Origin of the sequence: Stenotrophomonas maltophilia (assembly GCF_013464485.1) — a bacterium.
Taxonomy (GTDB): domain Bacteria; phylum Pseudomonadota; class Gammaproteobacteria; order Xanthomonadales; family Xanthomonadaceae; genus Stenotrophomonas; species Stenotrophomonas maltophilia_AW.
Genome location: NZ_RAUX01000043.1, coordinates 1 through 23,904, shown reverse-complemented (window position 1 = coordinate 23,904; position 23,904 = coordinate 1). Strand labels below are relative to the sequence as shown.

The window sequence follows — 23,904 nt, the reverse complement described above, 5'->3', positions numbered from 1 at the left end:
GGTGCGGGCCCTTTCTCATTGATGCGGCTCGCATGGCGATGGACCAGGAAGTGTTGCAGATGGGGTGGTGAGCGCTTGTTGAAGCCAGACAGGACGTGTAGCGTCATCGGGCTTTCAGGGGGCACTTTTGCATGAGTACGTACACCACGTTCGTCGAGCTCGCATTTGAGAGGCTGAGCAAGGAACTCGGAATTCCTAAGGGATTCGTCGTTGCGCTCTATGAGGAGAAGGACTCGTGGAGCTTCATTTCCAAGCTCGCCCAGCTTGTCGAGGCCGTCTTTACGCGTGCCGTGGTCGATGCGCTGCGCGAGCCGCTGATACTCGATGTGATCAGCAATCTTCCGCAGGAGGTGAGGATCAATCTCCTGCGCAAGATGAACATCATCGACAGCGAACAGAAATCCATGTTCAAGGCCATCGCCGAGATCAGGAACCAGTACATCCATGATCTCTCCAACGTCGACGTTCCGCTGGATGCCTACATCAGGAACCTGGAGGACGGTGCGAGGAAGGGATTCTTCAAACGGTTCAAGCCGTACATCGTCGACCCCAGGATGTCCGTTTCAGAGTTCATCCTGGAGTGCAGGCCGCAGGTGTTCCACGTGTGTGTACTGCAGCTGCTGAAGGTCCACGGCACGGTGTCCTCCATCAACAACCGGAAGGATCACGAGGCGTTCCGTCTTCAGCAGGCGGCAAGGCTGCTGCCGGCAAAGAAGAAAGGCGAGATGCTGCCGATGGATCGAGTGACCGTGAGCGAGTATGTCACGCAGGCGAGGGACGTCCTGAAGCGGGAAGGCCTGTTCGTCCCGCAGTTCGAGTAGCGGGAGCGAATCGCCTCGGCGCCTGCGCACCCATGTGCGGCCCAGAATACAGAGCCGGCCCGCGAACCATCGCCTCGCGCCCCTCAATCCGCCGGCCGATGGTCATAGCTGATCACCCGTTCCACCTGCCACTGCCCGTTGACCCGCCGCCACACCTGGATGAAGCGCGCCTGCCCGGTCCAATGCTCCACGCCCTTCGCATCGCGCTCGTGGAAGCGGTGGTCGCCGATCTCCAGCGCCCGTTCGTCGTGCAGCGGAAACACCTGCAGCGAGCTCTCCACCAATTCACGGCGCAGATGGGTATGGTTGGCGCGGGTGCTTTCGCACAGCGCAGCCACGCTGCGGCGGAAGTCGTCGCGGTTGTTGGCGGACTTGCCGGCCTTGTCATGGAAGAACTCCATGTCCTCGGTGGTCATCGATGCGGCCTTGTCGGCGTCGCACGCGTCGAACGCGGCGGCGAACAACTGCATGTCCGCCTGGCGGATCTGTTCGCGCAGCGTGTCCGGTGCGCTCGGGGTGGCGGCAAGGCCGGCGGCCAGCAGGGGCAGGGTGAGCAGCAACATGGCGAATCTCCCGGGAGTGGTCCACGCAGGCTGGCACGCCCGGCTGCACCTTGCCGCCGTGTGGCGACGAAACGGTGCTGGGCGCGATGAAGCGCGGATTTGGCGGCATGACCGACCGCCCCCCTGTGCACGCCATGTCACAGCGCGCCACGATTCCCTCACGGGCGGCATAGGGCCGGGGCCCTAGCCTGCAATCCTGCCCTTCCACAGGAGCCCCCATGTCCGCTTCCCGCATCCGCCTGCACGTTGAAGACACCGGCGGCGATGGCCGCCCGGTCATCCTGATCCATGGCTGGCCGCTGTCGGCCGATGCCTGGAAACCGCAGGTGTCGATCCTGCGCGATGCCCAGTACCGGGTGATCAGCTACGACCGTCGTGGCTTCGGCCGCTCTGAGAAGCCCGCCGATGGCTACGACTACGACAGCTTGGCGGCGGACCTGGCGGCGTTGATCGAAGAGCGCGATCTGCGCGACGTGACGCTGGTTGGCTTCTCGATGGGCGGTGGCGAGGTGGCGCGTTACGTGGCCAACCACGGTGAGGGCCGCCTGCACAGCGTGGTGTTCGCCGCCGCCGTGCCGCCCTACCTGCTGCGCGGCGATGACAACCCGGACGGCCCGCTGACCCAGGACAAGGCCGATGAGATGCGCAGTGGCTTGGAGAAAGATCGCGAGGCGTTCTTCGATGGCTTCACCCGCGATTTCTTCAGCGCCGACGGCAAGCTGATGGTGACCGAGGAACAGCGCCAGGCCGCGATCGCGCTGTGCCACCAATCCGATCAGACGGCCGCGCTGGGCTGCATGCACGCGTTCGCGACCACCGACTTCCGCGAGGACTTGAAGAAGATCACGGTGCCGACCTTGATTCTGCACGGCGACAGCGACGCCATCGTGCCGTTTGAAGGCTCGGGTGAACGCACGCATGAGGCCATTGCGGGTAGCGAGGTGGTGATCCTGGAAGGCGCGCCGCACGGCTGCAACACCAGCCATGCCGACCACTTCAATCTGGCGCTGCTGAACTTCCTGAAGACGTAAGCTGGCGGCATGCGCAAGACCCAGACCCCACCCTGGAAGCGGCCCAACCCCAAGGGCCATCAATCCCAGCCGCTGTCGCCCGCGCAGAAGGAAGCGGCGCGGCAGCGGGCGGAGGAAAACGGCCGCCCGTATCCGAATCTGGTGGACAACATGTGGGCGGCCAAGCTGCCGCGCGAGGTGTGAGCGGCCGAGGCCAGGCGTGGGGCCGGCGCTAGGGTTCGGGCAGTGGCGCCCAGCCCGTTTGCCGCCAGGGCGCGATTTCGGTCTGGTGAACGGTAATCGCCTCAACCGGTACGCCAGCCAGACGAGCCAGCTCTCTGCGCAGCGATCCGGTATCCACCGGCAGGGCGGTGGCGATCTGCAGCCGGTCACCCTGCCGCCTCAGCTGCACGGGCAGCGTGGCATGCGCCTCGTGCTGGCCACCGGTGCGGCCGATCGGGTAGCGCATCGTCACCGGCCGTGACAGCTGCGCAAGCGCGGGTTGCCACGCCTGCAGAAGCCGTGATTGTGCTGCTGCAGGAACCTGCACGTCGGCAATCGTGGCCGGGTAACCAGTGAGGCTCTCGACCATCACCTGGAAGCGCGCGCCGTCGGGCATTGCCACTACCGCGACGACAAGCGCAGACAGCGCGGCCATGGCGCTGGCCAGATGCCAGCTGCGTGGGGCGGTGGCGGGTCGGGTGGCATTGCGCAGGCCAGGGCGGCGCCGGAGCGCACGCGCGTACAGGCGCCGATCCTTCCTGCGTGGGCTGCTGCTGTGTGCGGGCAGGTTCAATGGAACGCGTGGAAGGCGTGCGACACGCGCGTTGATCAGGCGCGACAGCAGCATCCAGCTGAGCACGAACACCAGCAGCGGAACCAGGGTCCGCACCCACAGATACAACGTAAGCATCCACACCACCTCGGCGTACAACCGTCCATGCGCCTTGCCATCCTACCGGGAGGGACAGGGCTTGTCGTATTCGCCAGCCGACAGCCATCGTGCGCGTGGTTAGGATGATCCTTTGTTGTGCAGGATGAATCGATGGTCTCCGCTGCCACCCGCTTCTCTCGTATGTGTGGTCCGGGCCCGATGCTGCTGGTGTTGCAGGTGGTGGCGCTGCTGGCGGTGGTGCTGGCGGTTGCGTTCTTCCACTACCGCGTGGGTCTGCTGCTGGAGCCGGTGGGCGACACGTGTGGGGGCTCGGATCCGGTCGCACGCATGCAGGTGGCCGAACAGCTGCAGGCGCGCTCCCTGGCGCTCCAGCCCTGGCAGCCCTTGCATTGGATTCCGATGGCTGGCGTGGTGCTGTCCATGCTCGGTGCGGTATCGATCAGCGTCTATCGGCTGGGACGCGTGCCGGCGTGCCTGCGCCGGGCCAACTGTGGGTTGATTGCGCTGCACGGCGCGATCCTGGCGCTGGCGGTCAGGGCACTGCATCTGTACCACGTGGCGTGGATCAGCGTGGCTACACTTTCGCCGGCAGCGTGCCTGGTGGAGCTGGGTGAGCAGGGCAGGCTGCCGCTGGCACAGGCACAGCAGGTGGTGTTCGAGATCCTCACCCACGAACACGCGCCGCTGCTGCGCAATCCGGATGACCTGGCGCTGGTGCTGGTGGTGTTGCTGCTGGCGACGATGGTGGGCGGCATCGCGCTGTGGCGGGGGATCGCGCGGGCCCGGGCGGCACCATCGGCAGCGGTGTGACTGGCATCCGGCAGTGATTTGCGTCAGCCTATGCCGATGAGTACGGATACGTCATACAAGCAGGCCAGCAAGCTCATGAGCCTGGTGCTGCGCCACGCGCCGGAGAAGATCGGGCTGCAGCTGGATGCACAAGGGTGGGCCGATATCGATGCGTTGCTGCGCGGCATGGCTGGCCAGGGTGTGGTGCTGGACCGGCAGGCGCTGCAGGCCCTGGTAGACAGCAACGACAAGCAGCGCTTCGCATTGAGCGAAGACGGTCTGCGCATTCGGGCCAGCCAGGGCCATTCGATCCAGGTTGATCTGGGGCTGGAGCCGGTCGAACCGCCAGCGTGGCTGTACCACGGCACGGTGGCCCGCTTTGTCGCGGCCATCCGCGAGCAGGGCCTGCGACCGGGTGAGCGCCAGCATGTGCACCTGTCGCCGGACCGGCAGACCGCGCAGCGGGTTGGCGCGCGCCGCGGTGCGCCGGTGATTCTGAGTGTGGCTGCGGGCCGCATGCATGCCGACGGCCATGTCTTTCTTCGATCGGCCAATGGCGTGTGGTTGACCGCGCACGTGCCGCCGCAGTACATCGCCGGCTGAGCACACACTCGGCCGCGCGCCGGTAATCGCGGTACAGTTCGTGCCTTACCCTTGCAAGGAAATGCGGATGCGCTTGTTGCTGCGTGCAGTGCCGTTGTTGCCGTTGTTGCTGTTGTCGCTGGCGGTGCACGCCGCCGAGGTGGATCGCCGTATCGCGGTGACCATCGACGATCTGCCATGGGCACGGCTGGACCAGATCGTACCGCCGGACCTGCAGGCGCGGCATGAGGCGTTGATGGCCCAGCTGCGCCAGGCCGGCGTGCCGGTGGTGGGTTTCGTCAACGAGAACAAGCTGGAGGTGGGCGGGCAGGTGCAGCCGGCGCGGGTGCAGATGCTGCGCGACTGGCAGGATGCGGGCCATACGCTGGGCAACCACACGTATTCGCACATGGATCTGAACGCCAAGGGCGTGCCAGCGTTCCAGCAGGATTTCCTGCGTGGCGAGACGGTACTGCGGCCGCTGCTGGCCGAGCGCGGACTGAAACCGCAGTGGATGCGCCATCCCTACCTGCGCGCCGGGCGCACGCCGGACGAACGCGCGGAGATGAACGCGTTCTTCAAGCAGCATGGCTACCGCGTGGCACCGGTGACCGTCGACAATGGCGAATGGGTCTGGGCGTTCGCCTACGCCAACGTGATGAACGAGCAGCCCGATTCACCGTCCCGCGAAGCGACGCTGGCGCAGCTGCGCAAGGGCTACGTGCCCTACATGCTGAACAAGCTGGACTACTACGAGAAGCAGTCGCAGGCGCTGCTGGGCTATGCGCTGCCGCAGGTGTGGCTGATGCACGCCAACGAACTCAACGCAGCCACGTTCGCCGAACTGGTGGCGGCGACGAAGCGGCGCGGCTATCGCTTCATCTCACTGGACGAAGCGATGCGTGACCCGGCGTATGCGCGGGGGGCCGAAGGCTACAACGGCCGCTATGGCCCCAGCTGGCTGCATCGCTGGGCGATGGCGGAGAAGAAGCCGAAGGACTTCTATGCCGGGGAGCCGGTAGTGCCGAAGTGGGTGATGCAGCTGGCGAAGGTGGATTCGGAGTGAGGCTCAACGCTTGACGGCCAGTACACCGTCAAGCGCCAGCTCGGCCTTGAAACCGGCCTTTTCCAGCCGTTTGGCCACTTCACGCGGTACGTCGCGGCCGCTGGTCAGTTTGTTTGGTGCACCGGTGTAGTGGAACAGGCGCCCTCCCTTGCGGATGACGCGTGCGAGGTGGTCGTAGAACACCTGCGAGTACAACTCGCCGGCGATGCCGAAGCGCGGCGGGTCGTGCAGGATCGCGTCGACACTGTTGCTGGCCACCTGTTCGATCTGCTGCGAGACATCGCCGTGGCTGAACTGCAGGCGGCCACCGGCCGCAGCCGAGTCCGGATCCGGCGACCACGGGTTGAGCGTGCGCAGCCACATCACATCGGCGTTCTTCTCGAACGAACGGATCTGGCCGACCCCGGCTTCCAGCGCGCAGGCGGCGAAGTAGCCCAGGCCACCGCAGGTATCGAGGATGACCTTGCCGGCCGGGGCGACCAGCTCGACCTTGCGGCGCGCGTCCTCGAACGGTGACAGCTTGGAGGTCGGCAGCATCTTGATGCCGTCGATCTCGAAGGTCGGTGCGCCCCATTCGGTCGGCACCAGCTTGATCAGCGAGCCGCTGTAGCGCGAGATCGGCGCGAACTCCTCGCCATCCCAGTAGTACAGCGTGCGGTCCTTCAGCTTGCCCGGCCAGGGGTAGGCCTGGCCACGGAAGTGGAAGCCGTCGGCATCCAGCGCCACGCTGTCCTGGTTGCGGCCCAGGTCGAGCGAGCCCGGCCAGTCGGCAGCGCCCTTGTCATGGGCACGGCGCAGGGCGTCAGCGCTGTCGCGGGTCAGCAGGGGGCCGGTGTAGTGGGGCACGGCGGGTACCGGGGCGGTTCGGGGGAGGGCATGGTACCGCAGCTGCTGTAGCGCAGAGGCCATGCTCGGTTGCGCCCTGCCTGCATCCATGCAGGGCGTGGATCTACCACAGCAACAGCCGGGCGTGCGCTCGGCGCTGCAGTTCAATCGCACTTCACTGCATACACCGGCCCAGCCCCGATCAGCATCAGCGCCATGTAGTCACTGTCGCTGGCCTTGCCCTTCAACGTCGCGCCCTTGTTGAAGTGGAAGATGCCGAAGCCGCCGGCCATGCGGATCAGCGCGCTGTCGATCTGTTCGGCGTCATCGCGGAAGTAGCGGCTGATCTCGCTGCGGGTGGCCTTGTGCAGGGCATTGGGTTCGCGCTGCCACTGGTCGCCGCGACTGAAGGAAACGAAGTACTGGCCGCCTTCCTTTTCGACGCGGAAGTCAGCCGGTTTGCGCGCGCTGGTGGCGAAGCAGCCTTGCAGCGGATCGGCCGAGAAGGGAAGCCCGGTGTCACCACCACAGGCGGTGAGCAGCAGGAGGGCACCGGGCAGCAGCAGGCGGAGCATGCGCATGGGATGTCCCTACAGGGGCGGGTGCGGCTAGTGTAGGCAGCATGCGGGCGCGGCCCGTACAGAAATTCGGCAAGAGCACAGGGGTTTTCGGATGATGCAGGGCAAGGCACCGTGGTGCGGCGTGGCCAGTTGGCTGGGGATGGTGGTGGGCTGGGGCGCGGGCACGTTGGCCGCGCAGGCGGCGGTGGCCGCCGGCGGCAATGGCATGGCCGCCGGTCTGGGCGTGGGCGTGCTGGGTGCGGCGCTGGTCGGTGGCGGCCTGGCGGTGGCCTCGCGTGTGCGCGGCGAGCGCTGGCCGTGGATCGGCATTGCGGGCGCAGTGATCAGCGCGCTGCCACTGCTGATGTACCTGCTGCGGATGATGCTGAAGCTGTAGCCAGTAGTGCCGAGGCGACCACGCTGGCGCTGACCACGCCGCTACGGCAAGTGATCCCGGGAGGTAGAGTCGACTGTTAGTCGACTATCGCGCGAAGCGCGGGGTTTTATGCAGCTTGAGCGAAGAGCAGTCGACTAACAGTCGACTCTACCCCGCGTGTCGGGGCCATGCATTTGTTGGTCGACTAACGCGCGAAGCGCGGGGTTTTATGCAGCCTGAGCGAAGCGCAGTCGACTAACAGTCGACTCTACCCCGCGTGTCGGGGCCGCGCGTTCCAGAGATGCGTTGCCGCCAGTAGCAGGCTGCCGGTGACGGTCATCGGCGTCTCCCAGTCATGCGAGGGCAATGCCAGCGCGCCGGCCAGCAGCAGGCCAAGCCCAGCGCCGGCGGTAGCCCAGGCCAGCACGGGCAGCGGATGACGGCGCTCGGCACGCCACAGCGCGTAGCCGGTCAGCGGCAGGGCGATGGCCACGAACAGCAGGTGCACCCATTCTGCTTCGGCCCAGGTGCCGAACAGCGGCAGCGCGGCGGCGAGCAGGGGCAGCGCCAGGCAGTGCAGCAGGCACAGGCTGGACAGGGCGACCGCGCCGGCATCGAGCAGGGCGGCGGAAGTCGATTTCATCGGGGGAGGTTCCTTGCACGGCAATTGTTATACAGTAACATTTCCGTTCCGCAGCCAACCCGCTCCGACATGAACACTGTTTCCCGCGCCGACCGTCGCCTTCCGGTCACCGTGCTGTCCGGCTTCCTCGGCGCCGGCAAGACCACCCTGCTCAACCAGATCCTGCGCAATCGCGAGGGCCTGCGCGTAGCGGTCATCGTCAACGACATGAGCGAGGTCAACATCGACGCGCAGCTGGTGCGCGAAGGCGGCGCCGAACTGCGCCGCACCGAAGAGACGCTGGTGGAATTCAGCAACGGCTGCATCTGCTGCACGCTGCGCGACGATCTGCTGCAGGAAGTGCGCCGACTGGCCGACGCGGGCCGCTACGACTACCTGCTGATCGAATCGACCGGCATCGGTGAGCCGATGCCGGTGGCGGCCACCTTTGCGGTGCGCGACGAGCACGGCTTCAGCCTGAGCGACATCGCGCGCCTGGATACGATGGTGACGGTGGTGGATGGCAGCGCCTTCCTCGCCGATTTCGGTTCGACGCTGCGCCTGGCCGAGCGCGGCCAGGAGGCCGGCCCGGACGATGATCGCGGCGTGGTCGACCTGCTGTGCGAGCAGGTGGAGTTTGCCGACGTGATCGTAGTCAGCAAGGTGGACCAGGTGGACGACGAGGTGCTGCAGGATACGCTGGCGGTACTGCGCGGTCTGAACCGTGATGCGAAGCTGCTGCTGTCCAGCTTCGGTGACCTGCCGCTGGCGGAGCTGCTGGATACCGGTCGCTTCGATATGGAGCGTGCACAACGTGCGCCGGGCTGGGTGAAGGAACTGCGCGGTGAGCACACGCCGGAAACCGAGGAATACGGTATCGGCAGCTTCGTCTACCGCTCGCGGCGTCCCTTCCACCCGGCGCGGTTTGCGCGCGCGCTGCAGTCGGGTATGCCCGGCGTGATCCGCAGCAAGGGCTGGTTCTGGTTGGCCAACCGCATGGACTGGGTGGGCGAACTGAACACGGTGGGTGCGGCGACGCGCACCCAGGCGGCGGGCTTCTGGTACGCCGCGCGCGATCGCGTGCGTGCGGGCATCGAGGACACCACACCGCTGCTGCCGCCAACGCCACTGCCCTACAGCGACTTGGGTTGGGCACGCCAGCAGGCTGACTGCTGGAGTGCGCCATTGCCGGGCCTGGAGGAATTTCCGGACTCGGCGGCGCACACGGCGATGCAACGGCTGTGGCACCCGTTGTGGGGCGATCGCCGACAGGAGCTGGTGGTGATTGGTGTGCACATGGATGAGCGCGCGGTGCGCGCAGAGCTGGACGCGTGCCTGCTCAATGACCAGGAGCTGCGTGCGGGGCCATTGCTGTGGCAGCAGCTGCCGCAGGCGTTCCCGGTGTGGAAGCGCTGAGCGGGCGCTGAGGGTTCGAGGTGTGCCGGCCMGCGGCCGGCACTACCCGTCCTGCATCGATCCACGCGTGGCGTGGATCTATAAGGCGTCACGCCACTGCCAGCCGTTGGCGCTGGCGTGCAGGACCTGCGTCGGCCGCAGTGCCTGTAGCAGGTGCGTGTCATGGCTGACCATCACCAGCGCGCCGGGCCACGCAACCAGCAGGTCTTCCAGTGCCTGCAGCGCACTCAGGTCCAGTGCGTTGCCAGGCTCGTCCAACAGCAGCAGCTGCGGTGCAGGATCGGCATACAGCACGCTGGCCAGCGCGCCTTTCACCCGTTCGCCATCGCTGAGACTGCTGGCCGGCCGCTGGATGCGCTGTGCATCCAGCCCGAGCAGGGCCAGGCGCGTGCGAAGTTCGCCCGGGTCCGCGGAGGGGTTGGCCGCCTGTACGGTGTCCAGGATGCTGCGTTCGCCGGACAGCCCCAGCAGCTGCTGGTCGAGCAGCGCCAGCGGTGCGTGGCGCTGCACGTTGCCCTTGCGCGCAGGCAGCTGGCCGGCCAGCACGCGCAGCAGGGTGGACTTCCCGGCACCGTTGTCGCCGACCACCGCAATACGCTGGCCACGGCGGATTTCCATCTGCAGTGGTGCGCTGCAGCCATGCGGCAGCTCCAGCGACTCGGCCTGCAGCAGGCGCGAACTGCCGCGCTCGCCGTCGCTGGCGAACAGTGCCAGTTCCGGTGCTACCTGCACCGCTGACGCTGCGGTGCGCAGTTGCTCTGCACTGGCCTGCAGGCGTTCTGCCTGCACCTGCTGCACGCGGCCATGGCTGGCTTCAGCGCGCTGTTTCTGCCGGCCCAGCAGGATCGGTGCCTGGTTGGCCTGCTTGGCGTCGCGGTTGCCACGTGCCTGGCGTTGCTGCTGGCGCTCATGCTGTTCGCGCGCACTGCGCTGCTGTTGCCGGTGCTGCGCGCGCGCATGGTCCAGCTGGGCGGCAGCGGCTTCACGCTCGGCGGCACGCGCGTCGGCGTAGTGCTGCCACGGCCCGCCATAGCGGTGCAGTCCGCGCGCGTCCAGTTCGACGATCTGCTGCATGTGGCCAAGCAACCCGCGATCGTGGCTGATCACCAGCAGGCCGCCACGCCATTGCTGCAGCTGCGTGTACAGCTGCTGGCGATGGCGCGCATCGAGGTGGTTGCTGGGTTCGTCCAGGATGAGCCAGTCGGCGCCGCTGGCCCAGGCACCGGACAGCGCCACCTGCATGGCCTGGCCACCGCTGAGGCGCGCAGCGGGCTGGCCGGGATCGAGATCATCGGGCAGGCGCAATGCCCGCCAGTGCTGTTGCAGGCGATCACGCAGGTCCCAACGGTCACCGACACAGGCGAAGTCGGCTTCGTCCACGCTGCCTGCTTCAATGCGCGTCAGCGCGGCCAGCGCCTCGCCGACACCGGCCAGTTCACCTACCGTGCCGGTGGGCGGATAGCCCGGCGTGGGCAGCAGGAACACGCGGTTGCTGCCGCGCACCTGGCCGCTGTCGGGCGCCAGGCGGCCCGACAGCAGCCGAGCGAGCACGCTCTTGCCGGCGCCGTTGGCACCGACCAGGCCGGTGGCGATGGGTTCGAAGCTAAAACTCAGATCGGAAAACAGCACACGGCCGTCGGCCAATCGATACGACACGCGATCGAGCGTGAGGGAATGCGGGGTCATGCGACCTCCATGGATGCCGGGTTCTCCCCTGCGCGCAGGGGCGGGAAGAGTCAGGCCGTCTGGTGTAAAGACGGCGGCATCAATGGCGCATTGGTCGCGAGCCTCTGGGAGGAATGAGAGGCCAGTATAGCGGCAGTGGCTGAATGGCTGCGTGCAGCTGTAGAGCCGAGCCATGCCCGGCTGATCGTCGCTTGGGTTCCGGCGAGTCGAGCATGGCTCGACTCCACAAGACGCATCCACGCATGGCGTGGATCTACGGTACGGTTTCCAGGCGTGCGCTGACGAAATCAATGAACACCCGCAGCTTCGGCAGTACGTGGCGGCCGGAGGGCCACAGCAGGTGGAAGATGCCGCAGGAATGCACATACTCGTCCAGCACGGTGACCAGGCGGCCATCAGCCAGCGCATCGCGCACCGAGTGCACCGGTACGAAGGCCAGGCCGACATCGCGCAGGGCAAGCGCCACACGCGCTTCGATGGTGTTGGCCACCATGTGCACCGGCAGTTCCTGCGGCGTCTGATCATCGGGCCAGTGGATCGGCCACAGTTCCAGCTTACCGGTGCTGGGGAAGCGGTAGTGCAGCAGGGTGTGCTGCATCAGCTGCGCCGGCGTGCGCGGAATGCCACGGCGCTGCAGGTAGGCCGGCGAGGCGACGATGCGGCGCGGGAACACGCCCAGCCGCCGTGCGTTCATGCGCGAGTCGCTGGGCTCGCCGACGCGCAGTACGGCATCGAACCCTTCCTCGATGACATCGACCAGCCGATCGCTGAAATCCAGATCGAGCCGGATATCCGGATACGCCGCCATGAACTCGGCCATCAGCGGCAGGGTGAGGTCGCCGACCAGCGGCAGGCTGATGCGCAAGGTGCCGCGTGGCGAAGCGTGGGGTTGCGCCAGTTCGGTGCGCGCGGCATCGCGTTCGTCGAGGATGCGCCGGCAGCGCGCCAGGAACAGCTGGCCTTCGGCGGTGAGGGTGATGCTGCGCGTGCTGCGGTGGAACAGGCGCACGCCCAGTGCATGCTCCAGCCGCGCAACGCATTTGCCGGCGGCCGAGGCGGAAATGCCCTGCAGGCGCCCGGTCTCGACGAAACTGCGGGTGTCGGCGGCGTGCACGAAGGTCTGCAGGTTGGCGAGGTTGTCCAGGACTGACATGGGCGTGCGGACGGTGAAAGCAGCAGGGTAAGGGGCGCGGTGGAGGCCGGCGGTTTCGCCTTCGCAACACTGTGGTGCGGGGTGAGGGGAGACCGTTGCGGCCTTGCGGTTCCGGCCATGATGCCGATTGCGGACCGTACGGTCCATGATGCACGGAGCGGCAACCGGCTTTTTGCACGGCAGTCCGCTGCCTACCGTGGCGGGCCTCTCCCTACGGATTCCCGCGATGAATGCCGCTTTCTCTCTTGAACCCGCACCGGTGCTGCCATCGGTGCAGCGGCTGCTGCAACAGGTCCACCCGCAGCGTCTGGTCGGTGCGGTGGTACTGGTGCGCGAGCACGGCGTGCTGAGGCATGCCAGCGCCAGTGGCCTGGCCGATCGCGAGTCGTCCAGGCCGATGCAACGCGACCAGCTGTTCCGGCTGGCGTCGGTCAGCAAGCCGCTGCTGACCACGGTGATCCTGCGTCTGGTGGCCGAGGGTGTGCTCGACCTGGATGCACCGGTGCAGCGCTGGCTGCCGGACTTCCGCCCGGCGCTGGCCGATGGCAGCACGCCGCCCATCAGCCTGCGCCAGCTGCTCAGCCACAGCAGCGGGCTGGGTTACCGCTTTCTCGAAGCCGATGCGGACGGCGCCTACGCGCGCGCCGGTGTCAGCGACGGCATGGACGCCAACCCGCTGACCCTGGCCGAGAACGTGCGCCGCATCGCACAGGCCCCCCTGCTGTTCGCGCCGGGCAGCAAATGGCTGTACTCGCTGGGCGTGGACGTGGCCGGTGCGGTGGCCGAGGCGGCGACCGGCGAAACACTGCAGGCACTGTTCGCCCGCTTGCTGGCTGCGCCCCTGGGCCTGCGCGATACCGCGTTCGCCACCCACGATGCGGCACGATTGGCCACGCCCTATGTCACCGACACAGCACAACCGCATCGCTTGCAGGAAGGTGAGGTGGTGGCCCCGTTCGAGGGCACGGTGGGCATCGAGTACAGCCTTGCGCGCGCAACCGATGCCAGTCGTTTCCCTTCGGCCGGCGCGGGCCTGGTGGGGAGCGCCGATGAGGTGATGGTGGTGCTGGAGGCCCTGCGCGATGCGCAGCGCTACGGGCTGTTGCCGCCCGAACGGGTGGTGGAGATGGGAACCCTGCAGGTGGGCGAGCAGGGGCCGCCGGAGCCGGCCGGCTGGGGTTTCGGCCTTGGCTTTGCAGTGCTGCGTGACGCCCGCGCCAGCGGCACGCCGCAGAGTGTGGGTACGTGGCGATGGGGCGGCGCCTATGGCCACAGCTGGTTCGTGGATCCGGCGCGCGGCCTGAGCGTGGTGGCGCTGACCAACACCCTGTACGAAGGCATGGACGGTGCCTTCGTCGATGAACTGCGTGATGCGGTCTATGCCGATCTGGAGGGCTCCCGATGAGCGGCCATGCCATCGATGCAGCCACCCCGGCCGGTGAAGCCACGCGCCTGCCCTGGGCCGGCCTGCTGGCACTGGCCGGCGGCGGGTTCATCACCCTGTTGACCGAGACCCTGCCGGCCGGCGTGCTGCGGCCGATGGGCGAAAGCCTGGGCGTGAGCGACGCAGCAGTGGGCCAGCTGGTGAGCGTGTACGCGTTGGGCTCGGTGATGGCCGCATTGCCGATGACCGCGCTGACCCAGCGCCTGCCACGACGTCCGCTGCTGCTGGCGGCGATTGCCGGCTTCGTGGTGGTCAATACGCTGACCGCCGTGAGCAGCAGTTATCCATTGATTCTGGCTGCGCGCTTCCTGGCCGGTGTCAGCGGCGGCCTGCTGTGGTCGCTGGTGGCCGGTTATGCCGCACGCATGGTGGTGCCCTCGCTGCAGGGCCGGGCGATCGCGGTGGCGATGGTCGGTTCACCGCTGGCGCTGTCACTGGGCGTACCGGCCGGCACACTGCTGGGCCAGCAGATCGGCTGGCGCTGGGCATTCGCGTTGATGAGCGTGCTGGCCGTCGGGCTGCTGGCCTACGCGCGCTGGGCATTGCCAGCCTTGCCCGCCGCCGCTGCCGGCCAGCGCACGCCGCTGGGCGCGGTCTGGCGCATGCCCGGCGTACGCAGCGCGCTGGTAGTGATGGTGCTGTACGTGCTCGCGCACAACGTGCTCTACACCTACATCGAACCACTGGCGGTGGAGGCGGGGGCCGGCCCGTGGCTGGATCGTCTGTTGCTGGCGTTCGGCCTGGCTGCGATTGCCGGTATCGGCATTGCCGGCTGGGGTGTGGACCGCCACCTGCGCGCGCTGGTGTGGGCGGCAGTGATTGGTTTCATCCTGCCGGTGCTGGCGTTGCTGCTGTGGCCGGGCGACGCGACCGCGCTGCTGCTGGCAACGATCCTGTGGGGCGTGGCCTTCGGCGCGGTGCCGACGCTGTTCCAGACCGCACTCGCCCGCCGTGCCGGTGCCGCTGCGGATCTGGCCCAGTCAATGCTGGTGACCGGTTGGAACCTGGCGATTGCCGCCGGAGGTGTGGCGGGTGGTGTGCTGCTGCAGGCCGTTGGGCCGGGCCAATTGGGATGGTTGCCGTTGTTGTTGCTGGCGGTGACCGCTGCATGGTTGTTGGCGCGGCCGAAGGCATGGTCGTAAGTGTAGGCGGCGATCATCGATGCTGCGGTGCCGGCCAGCGGCCGSCACTACCGGGGTCCATGCCATCCACGCATGGCATGGATCCACCGGGCGCGACCCACCACGAGGGGCCCCGCCGTTCGCCGTCCTACTCCACTCCCTCACGCTCGATCGGCACACTGCGCGGGTTCTGCATGTCCTCCCGCGCCGCGCCGTAGCGCTGCTGCCGCTTGTGGTGGAACGCCACGAACTCATCGCGTGGCAGCGGCCGCGAGAACAGCCAGCCCTGCCCGAACTCCACGTGCCGGCTGTGCAGGTACGCCAGCTGCGCTTCGGTTTCCACGCCCTCGGCCACCACCCACAGCCCCAGTTCCTTGGCCATGTCGATGATGTGCGGCGTTACCGGGCTGGTCGCACTCTCGGTACCGATCGCATCGATGAACGACTTGTCGATCTTCAACGCATCCAGTGGCAGCTGCTCCAGGTACTGCAGGCTGGAGAAGCCCACGCCGAAGTCATCGATGGCCACGCTGTGGCCCGCGCGCCGCGCCTGCGCCAGCATCGTGCGTGCACGGTCCAGATCGAGGAAGCCGCGTTCGGTGGCCTCCATCCAGATCTGCTGCGGCAGAATGCCGCTGCCGGCCATGTGCTTGGAGATCATCTTCAATGCACGACCGCTGCTGATGTCCTCGGCGGCAAGGTTGATCGCGATGTGCGCGCTGCGATCGGCCACCAGCAGTTCGCGCATGTCGCGCACCACGTTCTCGATCACCAGGTCGGTGACGTCGGCGATCATGCCGGCTTCTTCTGCCAGTGGAATGAACAGGTCCGGACGCACCTGGGTGCCGTCCGGACGCTGCCAGCGCACCAGCGCCTCGGCGCCGACGCAGATGCCGGTGTCCAGTTCGATGATCGGCTGGTAGTGCAGGTACAGCTCACGCCGACGGATGGCGGTGGCCAGTTCTCCGCGCAGCGACAGGCGACGCTGCGACAGCCAGATCACCAGTCCGGCGCCGGCGGCGGCCAGCAGCAGGCCCAGCGGGACATAAAGCCATGCCTGCTGTCGGAAGGTGGCCGCCAGCGCGGTGCGCGGCGTGGTGGCAATGGCCAGCCATTCCTCGTTGCGTGCGGTTGCGTACAGCGTGTTCTGGTCCAGGCCTTCACCCGGGTTGCGCAGCATGGCTTCCAGCAGCGCCGTGTCCATGCCCTCCTGCCTGGCCAGCAGCCGGCCGTCCGGGCTGGCCAGGGCCAGGCGCACATGGGGATCGACGATGACATCGACAAAGCGGCGCGGATCCATCAGCACGTCGTAGCTGCCATACAGGATCGCCAGCATCTGCCGCCGGCCACTGGCTTCCGGGCGCACGTCCACCGCGATTCCCGCGCCATCACTGGTGACATGGTCGGGCCTGGGCTGGTTCACGTCCGCTTGGAACGTTCCCCATGACGTGCAGCGCAGCTTGCCGCCTTCGAAATAGCTCATCTGGTCGGCGGCCGGCGTGGTCATCACCAGCGTCTGCATGCGCCGGATGTGCTCGGGCGAACAGGGCCATGCAACACCGGCCTGTGCCGATTGCAACGCGCCGAGGGCCTCCTGGTAGGACAGGTCGGAGCGCCGCAGGGTGCGCGTGGCGATGTCGCGCAGGCGCTGCTGTTCCACGCTGACGGCGCGGTCCCACGTGGCGTAGGCCATGACGGCGATCGGCACCGCGGCGGCCAGCAGGGCCAGTGCGGTGCCACCGATGATGACGCGCAGACGGCTCATGGCCGGGGCTCCAGCGGGGTAGGCAGGGCAGGGCGCATGGTCGGGCCGGTCCTTGGGCAGGTGCGGCTATCTGAGCATGGCGCCGGGCCGGGCGGAATGGGCGCGACCCGGTATTTCGTCACATTGTGATGAAAGCGGCCAAGTTTGACGGAATCGGCCCATCCGGCGCTGGCGCTCCGTGGCGCAGAGGACTACCGTCGAACGCTTCACCCGCCCCATCCCGCGCCTATGACCGAGCCCGCCACGCCCCCCGAGCACCTGCGCCGCAGCCTGTCCAACCGCCACCTGCAACTGATCGCCATCGGCGGTGCCATCGGCACCGGCCTGTTCATGGGCTCGGGCAAGACCATCAGCCTGGCGGGCCCGTCCATCGTCTTCGTCTACCTGATCATCGGCGCGATGCTGTTCTTCGTGATGCGCGCGATGGGCGAGCTGCTGCTGTCCAACCTGCAGTACAAATCCTTCATCGACTTCTCCACCGACCTGCTCGGCCCTTGGGCCGGATTCTTCTGTGGGTGGACCTACTGGTTCTGCTGGATCGTCACCGCCATCGCCGATGTGATCGCCATCGCCGCCTACGCACAGTTCTGGTTCCCCGGGTTGGACGCGTGGATTCCGGCACTGGCCTGCGTGCTGTTGTTGCTGGCACTGAACCTGGTGACGGTGAAGCTGTTCGGCGAAATGGAGTTCTGGTTCGCACTGATCAAGATCGTGGCCATCTGCGCGCTGATCATCACCGGTGCGGGTCTGGTGGCGTGGGGGTTCACTTCGCCCAGTGGCCACACCGCGTCGCTGTCCAACCTGTGGAATGACGGTGGCATGTTCCCGATGGGACTGGTCGGATTCTTCGCCGGTTTCCAGATTGCGGTGTTCGCGTTCGTGGGCATCGAGCTGGTGGGTACCACCGCCGCCGAAACCGCCGATCCGGAGCGCAACCTGCCCAAAGCGATCAATTCGATTCCGGTGCGCATCATCATCTTCTACGTGCTGGCGCTGATCGCGATCATGGCGGTCACGCCGTGGCGCCAGGTGGTGCCGGACAAGAGCCCGTTCGTGCAGTTGTTCGTGCTCGCCGGCATTCCTGCCGCCGCCAGCCTGATCAACTTCGTGGTGCTGACCTCGGCCACTTCGTCGGCCAACAGTGGCATCTTCTCCACCAGCCGCATGCTGTACGGCCTGGCCGAGGAAGGCCACGCACCGCGCGGGCTGTCGCGCCTGTCGCGCGCGGCGGTGCCGGCACGTGGGCTGCTGTTCTCGTGCCTGTGCCTGCTGGGTGGCACGCTGCTGATCTACCTGATCCCGAACCTGGTGACGGCCTTCACCCTGGTGACCACGCTGGCCACCGTGCTGTTCATCTTCGTCTGGTCGCTGATCCTGGTGGCGTACATGGTCTACCGCCGCCGCTACCCGGAGCGCCACGCCGCTTCGATCTTCAAAATGCCTGGTGGCGTCGCCATGTGCTGGGCCTGCCTGGTGTTCTTCGCCGCCGTGCTGGTGCTGCTGAGCCTGCAGGGCGACACCCGTCAGGCGCTGATGGCCAGCCCAGCGTGGTTCGTGCTGCTGGGCGTGGGGTATTGGGTGCGGCGCAGAACGGCCAAGTGACCGGGAATGCGGGGGCTCGGCAATGCCGGAAATCGGGAACACTGGACATCGGCACATCGGCACATCGGCACATCGGCACATCGGCATATCGGCATATCGGAACATCGGAACATCGGAACATCGGCACGTCGGCACGTCGGCACGTCGGCACGTCGGTAGAGTCGACTGTTAGTCGACTGCTCTCCCGTGGGCCACCGGAAAACCCCGCGCTGCGCGCGATAGTCGACTAACAGTCGACTCTACCGGCGCCGATGCCGGCGCCGATACCGGCGCCGATGCCGATACCGGHGCCGCTGCCGGYGCCGATGCCGDTGCCGDTGCCGRTGCCGATGCCGRTGCCGATRCCGRTGCCGATGCCGATGCCGATGCCGATGCCGATGCCAGTTCCGGGTACCCGTCCCACCCCATTCACTTGGCGTTAGCGGGCGCGGCCGGATCATCCGGCCGCCATGTGCCGCCACCCCCTCCTGCTCGCGCTGTTGCTGCTGCCCGGCCTGTGGCCCGGGCCGGCCGCCGCGCGCACCGTCTACCGCTGCGTGCAGGGCAACACGGTCAGCCTGGCCACCGCCCAGGAGCCGGGCTCGCGCTGTACCGCCAAGGAGATCGACGACAACGCCATCCAGGCCCCGAACCTGTGGGGCAACATGGGGGTGTTCAGCGGCGTGCTCTACGAACGCGAGCAGGATGGCGTGCTGGTCTACTCCACGCGCAACCTGCCCGGCTCGAAGGTGTTCCTGAAGTTCACCGTGGCCACGCCCCCGGGCGAGCCGGCGCACGAAGGGCTGGGCAAGGTCGGCAAGCCGCAGTTGGCGCAGCATGCCAGGCAGTTCAAGGCCGCGGCCAAGGCCACCGGCGTGGATGACGCCTGGCTGCGGGCGATTGCCCACGCCGAAAGCAATTTCGATGCGCTGGCCGTCTCGACCAAGGGCGCACAGGGCGTGATGCAGCTGATGCCGGAGACCGCGCAGGAATATGGCGTGAGTGATCCGTTCTCGCCACAGCAGTCGATCGATGGCGGCGCCCGCTACATGCGCGCGCTGCTGCGTCGCTACAACGGTGACCGGCTGCTGGCCGCGGCGGCCTACAACGCCGGCATCGGTGCCGTCACCCGCTACAAGGGCGTGCCGCCGTATGCCGAAACGCTGGCCTACGTGGACAAGGTGATGGCGCTGTACGCGCGCTACCGCGAAGCGATGGGCATCCGTAGCGAGGTACCGGCGCGCTAGGCGGGCGGTGCTGCATGCACATGGCGTTGCAGAGCCGAGCATGGGCTCGGCTCTACATGAAATCCGCTCAGCGCGAGGTTGCGCTGCCGACCAGTTCGTAGCGTTCGATGCGGCCCAGGCGGGTGACCTCGGCCTGCACATCGGCGCGTTGCTTCAGCGCACGCCAGGCCGCATCGATCTTCACGTCGCCGGGGAGCGACGGATAGGTGCGCATGTCCTGCAGGGCGGCCAGCGTCTCGCCACGTTCAACGGGGGAACGCAGCTGCTCGATCAACACCGCGGCCGCAGCGTCCAGATGGCCTTCCTCCAGCAACATCTCGCGCTGGAACAGGCGTGCGTCTTCGCCCTGGGCCAGAATCGCCGCGCGCGCGGCCTGTTCTGCCTTGGTATCGCCGCGCTCGCGGGCGGCGGCAAACTGCAGCAGTGCCTGGGCCGCCTTGCCGTAGCCGGCCAGGCCCTGCATGTCGTTCACCGCATCCGCAGCGTCCTGCATGCGCCCCAGCGAGCTGAACACGAAGCCGACGTTGAACTGGTGCTCGGCACCGTCCGGGCCCAGCGCGCCGATGCGTGCGGCCAGCTTGGCCGCCGCCAGCGCATCGTCGGTACGTCCCAGGCGACGCAGCGCCGTGAGCCGGCTGTTGAGCAGCCACGCCACCCATTCGGCCTCCTCCGCCGCAGGCGATTCGCCTTCAGCCGCTGCGCGCGCCATGCCATCGGTCAGCGCCAGCACTTCTTCGTTGCGGTCCAGCATCAACAGGGTGTTGCTGAATTCGGCCATGCGTGCGTCCAGCCTGCGATCCAGCAGTCCGGACACCCGCAGTTCGTCCAGGTGCTTCTGCGCGGCCTGCACCGGATCGAAGCGGGCATCATTGCGGTCCACATAGCGATCGAAGCGCTTGTCGCTGCGCAGTCGGATGATCTCGGCGGGGCCGGTGATGCGCGCCAGCGTGGCAGGGATGCCATCGCCACGGCCGTTGTCGGCCTGCAGGGTGGCCAGCGCCAACCACAGTCCGGTCGGTTCCACGCCACCGCTCTTCCAGCCGTTGTCGAACAGCGCCTGCAGCAGTTCCATGCGTTGCCGCGGCTGGTCGCGCAGGCGGTACTGCAGGTAGTTGATCGCGTGGTGTTCCACCGGCAACGGCGCGTCGGCATGCTTCAGTGCCTGCACCAGGTGCGTGGTGGCGGGTGCAGGCTGGTTCTCGGACAGTTCCACCGAGACCAGGGTCAGCAGGATCTGCGCATCGTTTGGCAGTGCTTCCTGTGCGCGCAGCAGATAGCGGCGGGCCTGCTCCGGCTTCTTCTGCACCATTGCGGTCCAGCCGGCCACCTGCGCGGCGCGGCCGCGATGCTCGGCGTCGAAGTCATCCAGCATCGGATCTTCCATCAGCCGCTCCATCGCGATCAGCGCGCCCAGCGTGTTGCCGCTGCGCGACTGCTGGATCGCCTCATCCCATCGCGTGGCATAGGCCATGTGCATTGCGTCGCTGGTGATGGACGGCTTCTGGGGGGCCACCGTGATCGAGGCGGAGGCGGATGTGCCGGCCAGGGCGAGCATCAGCAGGGCAGCGAGGGGGAGGATGCGGGGCATGGAGGATCTCCATCCGTGGGAACCGCATTGAACCTGCTGTGGCCAACGAGAACAAGCGCGACGCATGGAACTCTGGTATCCGGCAGTACGATTGGCCATGGCGGATACCGTGCCCAGCGACTATTGTCGGTGCCTCTACAGACAGCAGGCAGGAGCGGCGCAGCACGATGGCACGGTGGCAATGGATGGCAGCAGGCGTAGCGTTGGCGACCGTAGTGGCATTGGCCGCGACCTGGTGGGAGACACCGCTGCATACGCTGGCTGAACCGGCGGGGCCGGCTCCAACGCCGTTGGCGTGGACCGCGCAGATCGAACCGCTGGCTGGCGATGGCCATCCCGGTGACCGCGACGGTGCAGCCGCGCAGGCACGTTTCGCCGATCCGTACGCGTTGCTGCGCACCGCCGATGGCAGCATCTACTTCACCGATGCCGGCGACAACAACCGCATCCGTCGCCGCCTGCCCGATGGCCGCGTTGAGACAGTTGCCGGGCAGGGCGAGGGGCGCGTTGATGGCCCGGCGCTGCAGGCGAGCTTCAATACGCCTTCCGGCATCGCGGCCGATGCACAGGGCAACCTGTACGTGGCCGACACCGGCAACCATGCGATCCGCCGCATCGGCACCGATGGCCAGGTCAGCACGTTGGCCGGTGGCGAACAGGGATACGCCGATGGACCCGCTGCGCAGGCGCGCTTCGACGCGCCGATGGGCGTCGCGGTGGACGCGCAGGGCCAGGTCTACGTGGCCGATACCTACAACGACCGTATCCGGGTGATCGGCACCGATGGCAGCGTGCGCACCCTGGCGGGCGGTGAGCGCCCGGGGCTGGCCGATGGCGTGGGCCCGGCTGCACGCTTTGATACGCCTGTAGCACTTGCCTTCGACGCGCACGGTGCGTTGCTGGTGGCCGACCTGTTCAACAACGCGGTGCGCCGCGTCGGCATGGATGGCATGGTCAGCACCGTGGTGGGTGGCGGAGGTGTGATCAATGGCCCGCTGTCGCTGGCCACCACTCACGATGGCGTGCTGTACGTCGGCGACATGGATGGCCGCATCGTGCAGGTGACACCGCAGGGCCACCAGATCGCGCTGGTCGGCAACGGTCGCCTGCCGCGCCTGGCCCGCCCCAGTGGCCTGGCGATGGACGCCGACGGCAGCGTGCTGGTGGCAGACGCCACCGCATACCGTCTGCACCGCCTGCGCCCGGTGCCGGTGGGCGAGCTGCCCGCGCCGGCGCTGGTCGGCCCGGCCGCCGATGCCGCCTTGCCCGACACCGGCGGTCGCTGGCCGCTGGCGCCGCAGGACGGTTGGCACGAAGTGGTCGGCACGCTGGGCGAAGTGCGTGGCAACTTCAAGGGCGAGAGTCGCCATCATCTGCATGGGGGCTTCGACGTGCGCGGTGATGTGGGCCAGACCGTGCTGGCGATCGCCGATGGCAAGATCAGCAGCCCGATGGCGGCCTGGAGCCTGGGTGAGCAGGCCGAGGGCCTGGCGGTGGACCGCCTCAAGTACATCCACATGCGGGTCGGCCGCACCCCGCGCAATGAACCCTTCGATGCGCGCTGGCAGGCACTGTACGACGAACAGGGCACGCTGCAGCGGATGCGCGTGCGACGCGGCACCCGCATCCACGTGGGCGACCGGCTGGGCAGCATCAACAACCAGGCGCACGTGCATCTGGCCGTGGGTACTGGCGGTTTCGAGACCAATGCCGTGGCACTGGGCTTCCACAACTACGCGGATCACTTCGCACCGCGCATCACCGATGTGGCGTTGCTGGACGACACCGACCAGCCGATGGCTGCAGGAAGCGATGGCGTGGTAATGGTGGCGCGGCAGGGCCGCGGCGTGCAGATCGTGGTGGAGGCGTGGGACCAGGTGGACAACAATCTGCCGCGACGCCGCCTGGGCATGTACCAGGTGGGCTACCAGATACTCGATGCCGGTGGCCAAGCGCTGCAGGGCTACGAACAGCCGCGCTGGAACATCGTGTTCAACCGCATGCCGCCGCAGCGGGAGGCCGTGCGCGTGGCCTATGCGCCGGACAGCGGCATCACTGTGCATGGCAGTGCAGTGACCCGTTTCCGCTATCTGGCCACCAACACCGTGCGTGATGGCCTGATGGAAACCGGGCGCTGGCAGCCGGCAGCGCTGCCGCCGGGCGAGTACATCGTGCGTGCCAGCGTGCGCGACTACAGCGGCAACGAGGGCGTTGGCCCGCGCGAGATCAGAGTACGGCTGCTGCCATAGCCGCTGCCGGGGCGCCGCAGCGTTCGCGCTCGGCGTCCATGTCTTCCAGCGGCCGCACCTCGATGCTGCCGAAGCGCGCCCAGGGGAAGTCGCGGGCGATGCGCATGGCTTCGTCGCGATCGCGCGCGACGATCAGGTTGAAGCCGGCCAGCAGTTCACGGGTTTCGGCGAATGGGCCATCCAGTACACGGCTGTGGCCGTCGCGCACGCGCAGGGTCTGTGCGGTGTCGACCGGCTGCAGTTTCTGTGCGGCCAGCAGCGTGCCTTCGGCCTGCAGTTTGTCGGCGTGGGCGAGGCAGTCGCGCATCAATGCGTTGAAGTCTTCTGTGGGCAGGGCCTGTAGCAGGGCAGGCTCGATGTAGATCAGAAGCAGGTACTGCTGCATGGCACGGTCCTGGCGGGGGCGGGGTGCCCATGATGGCGCAGGTCTGCGCGTGGGCATGTTGCAGCGCAGAAGCGCGCCTTCGGCGGGGGCGGCGAACGGCGGAGCCCCTCCGTGGTGGGGTTGGGTGGGACGCTGAAAACGGGTTTCCTGAGGGTGGGCC

General features: G+C 67.5%; 23 protein-coding genes. 13 read left to right on the top strand and 10 right to left on the bottom strand.

The features are described from left to right. Positions 1-131 precede the first annotated feature (131 nt). Positions 132-821 (top strand): hypothetical protein, encoded by a 690-nt coding sequence (locus D7Y61_RS18215; protein WP_180868312.1) that lies wholly within the window; start codon positions 132-134, stop codon positions 819-821. Between the two features lie 83 nt (positions 822-904). On the opposite strand, the gene D7Y61_RS18210 is transcribed toward D7Y61_RS18215, so the two are convergent. Further along, positions 905-1,384 carry a DUF4440 domain-containing protein gene (locus tag D7Y61_RS18210; RefSeq protein ID WP_180868311.1) on the bottom strand — a complete coding sequence of 160 codons (480 nt, stop codon included), beginning with the start codon at positions 1,382-1,384 and terminating at the stop codon, positions 905-907. Positions 1,385-1,602: 218 nt separating this feature from the next. On the opposite strand from D7Y61_RS18210, the gene D7Y61_RS18205 reads away from it, so the two are divergent. Both D7Y61_RS18205 and D7Y61_RS18200 read left to right on the top strand, forming a co-directional pair. Next, the gene (locus tag D7Y61_RS18205) at positions 1,603-2,415 is read left to right on the top strand and encodes an alpha/beta fold hydrolase (protein WP_180868310.1); all 813 of its coding nucleotides are present in this window, start codon (positions 1,603-1,605) and stop codon (positions 2,413-2,415) included. Positions 2,416-2,424: 9 nt separating this feature from the next. Next, a complete protein-coding gene (locus tag D7Y61_RS18200) occupies positions 2,425-2,598 on the top strand; it encodes a hypothetical protein (protein ID WP_180868309.1) in 174 nt (57 codons plus the stop codon). Between the two features lie 28 nt (positions 2,599-2,626). Here the strand turns inward: D7Y61_RS18200 and D7Y61_RS18195 are convergent, their stop codons facing one another. Continuing rightward, positions 2,627-3,307 carry a hypothetical protein gene (locus D7Y61_RS18195; protein ID WP_180868308.1) on the bottom strand — a complete coding sequence of 227 codons (681 nt, stop codon included), beginning with the start codon at positions 3,305-3,307 and terminating at the stop codon, positions 2,627-2,629. 132 nt (positions 3,308-3,439) lie between these two features. Here D7Y61_RS18195 and D7Y61_RS18190 point away from each other — a divergent pair, with 132 nt between their 5' ends. The 3 genes from D7Y61_RS18190 (at position 3,440) to D7Y61_RS18180 (ending at position 5,726) form a co-directional block, all read left to right on the top strand. Continuing rightward, a complete protein-coding gene (locus D7Y61_RS18190) occupies positions 3,440-4,099 on the top strand; it encodes a hypothetical protein (RefSeq protein WP_180868306.1) in 660 nt (219 codons plus the stop codon). 36 nt (positions 4,100-4,135) lie between these two features. After that, on the top strand, positions 4,136-4,681 hold the full coding sequence (locus D7Y61_RS18185) for an RNA 2'-phosphotransferase (protein ID WP_180868304.1): 546 nt from the start codon (positions 4,136-4,138) through the stop codon (positions 4,679-4,681). Positions 4,682-4,748: 67 nt separating this feature from the next. Then, the gene (locus tag D7Y61_RS18180; RefSeq protein WP_180868302.1) at positions 4,749-5,726 is read left to right on the top strand and encodes a polysaccharide deacetylase family protein; all 978 of its coding nucleotides are present in this window, start codon (positions 4,749-4,751) and stop codon (positions 5,724-5,726) included. 3 nt (positions 5,727-5,729) lie between these two features. On the opposite strand, the gene D7Y61_RS18175 is transcribed toward D7Y61_RS18180, so the two are convergent. Then, positions 5,730-6,635, bottom strand: coding sequence for a class I SAM-dependent methyltransferase (locus D7Y61_RS18175; protein ID WP_180868296.1), 906 nt, complete (start codon positions 6,633-6,635; stop codon positions 5,730-5,732). An 80-nt stretch (positions 6,636-6,715) separates the two neighbouring features. Beyond that, on the bottom strand, positions 6,716-7,132 hold the full coding sequence (locus D7Y61_RS18170) for a hypothetical protein (protein WP_180868294.1): 417 nt from the start codon (positions 7,130-7,132) through the stop codon (positions 6,716-6,718). A 91-nt stretch (positions 7,133-7,223) separates the two neighbouring features. Between D7Y61_RS18170 and D7Y61_RS18165 the strand changes: the two genes are divergently transcribed. Then, positions 7,224-7,508, top strand: a complete 285-nt coding sequence (locus tag D7Y61_RS18165) for a hypothetical protein (protein WP_180868292.1) — start codon at positions 7,224-7,226, stop codon at positions 7,506-7,508. 247 nt (positions 7,509-7,755) lie between these two features. On the opposite strand, the gene D7Y61_RS18160 is transcribed toward D7Y61_RS18165, so the two are convergent. Next, on the bottom strand, positions 7,756-8,130 hold the full coding sequence (locus D7Y61_RS18160) for a MerC domain-containing protein (protein ID WP_180868291.1): 375 nt from the start codon (positions 8,128-8,130) through the stop codon (positions 7,756-7,758). 69 nt (positions 8,131-8,199) lie between these two features. Between D7Y61_RS18160 and D7Y61_RS18155 the strand changes: the two genes are divergently transcribed. Beyond that, on the top strand, positions 8,200-9,525 hold the full coding sequence (locus D7Y61_RS18155; RefSeq protein WP_180868290.1) for a GTP-binding protein: 1,326 nt from the start codon (positions 8,200-8,202) through the stop codon (positions 9,523-9,525). Between the two features lie 78 nt (positions 9,526-9,603). Here D7Y61_RS18155 and D7Y61_RS18150 read toward each other — a convergent pair whose 3' ends face one another. Next, entirely contained in the window at positions 9,604-11,211 is a 1,608-nt protein-coding gene (locus D7Y61_RS18150) for an ABC-F family ATP-binding cassette domain-containing protein (protein ID WP_180868289.1), read from the bottom strand. Between the two features lie 253 nt (positions 11,212-11,464). Beyond that, positions 11,465-12,364 (bottom strand): LysR family transcriptional regulator, encoded by a 900-nt coding sequence (locus tag D7Y61_RS18145; RefSeq protein ID WP_180868288.1) that lies wholly within the window; start codon positions 12,362-12,364, stop codon positions 11,465-11,467. Between the two features lie 226 nt (positions 12,365-12,590). On the opposite strand from D7Y61_RS18145, the gene D7Y61_RS18140 reads away from it, so the two are divergent. Both D7Y61_RS18140 and D7Y61_RS18135 read left to right on the top strand, forming a co-directional pair. Next, entirely contained in the window at positions 12,591-13,769 is a 1,179-nt protein-coding gene (locus D7Y61_RS18140) for a serine hydrolase domain-containing protein (protein WP_180868287.1), read from the top strand. Then, a complete protein-coding gene (locus tag D7Y61_RS18135; RefSeq protein WP_180868286.1) occupies positions 13,766-14,950 on the top strand; it encodes an MFS transporter in 1,185 nt (394 codons plus the stop codon). The genes D7Y61_RS18140 and D7Y61_RS18135 overlap by 4 nt, the downstream gene beginning before the upstream one ends. A 127-nt stretch (positions 14,951-15,077) precedes the next feature. Here D7Y61_RS18135 and D7Y61_RS18130 read toward each other — a convergent pair whose 3' ends face one another. After that, positions 15,078-16,694, bottom strand: a complete 1,617-nt coding sequence (locus D7Y61_RS18130; protein WP_180868284.1) for an EAL domain-containing protein — start codon at positions 16,692-16,694, stop codon at positions 15,078-15,080. 228 nt (positions 16,695-16,922) lie between these two features. On the opposite strand from D7Y61_RS18130, the gene cycA reads away from it, so the two are divergent. Both cycA and D7Y61_RS18120 read left to right on the top strand, forming a co-directional pair. Beyond that, positions 16,923-18,296 carry a D-serine/D-alanine/glycine transporter gene (gene cycA, locus D7Y61_RS18125; protein WP_180868282.1) on the top strand — a complete coding sequence of 458 codons (1,374 nt, stop codon included), beginning with the start codon at positions 16,923-16,925 and terminating at the stop codon, positions 18,294-18,296. Between the two features lie 449 nt (positions 18,297-18,745). Beyond that, entirely contained in the window at positions 18,746-19,522 is a 777-nt protein-coding gene (locus D7Y61_RS18120) for a lytic transglycosylase domain-containing protein (RefSeq protein ID WP_180868281.1), read from the top strand. Positions 19,523-19,589: 67 nt separating this feature from the next. Here D7Y61_RS18120 and D7Y61_RS18115 read toward each other — a convergent pair whose 3' ends face one another. After that, positions 19,590-21,110, bottom strand: coding sequence for a hypothetical protein (locus tag D7Y61_RS18115; RefSeq protein WP_180868279.1), 1,521 nt, complete (start codon positions 21,108-21,110; stop codon positions 19,590-19,592). Positions 21,111-21,277: 167 nt separating this feature from the next. Between D7Y61_RS18115 and D7Y61_RS18110 the strand changes: the two genes are divergently transcribed. After that, complete coding sequence (locus tag D7Y61_RS18110) at positions 21,278-23,359, top strand: gluconolaconase (protein ID WP_180868277.1); 2,082 nt, start codon at positions 21,278-21,280, stop codon at positions 23,357-23,359. On the opposite strand, the gene D7Y61_RS18105 is transcribed toward D7Y61_RS18110, so the two are convergent. Further along, a complete protein-coding gene (locus D7Y61_RS18105) occupies positions 23,337-23,744 on the bottom strand; it encodes a YciI family protein (protein ID WP_180868275.1) in 408 nt (135 codons plus the stop codon). The genes D7Y61_RS18110 and D7Y61_RS18105 overlap by 23 nt on opposite strands. Between the last annotated feature and the right edge of the window lie 160 nt (positions 23,745-23,904).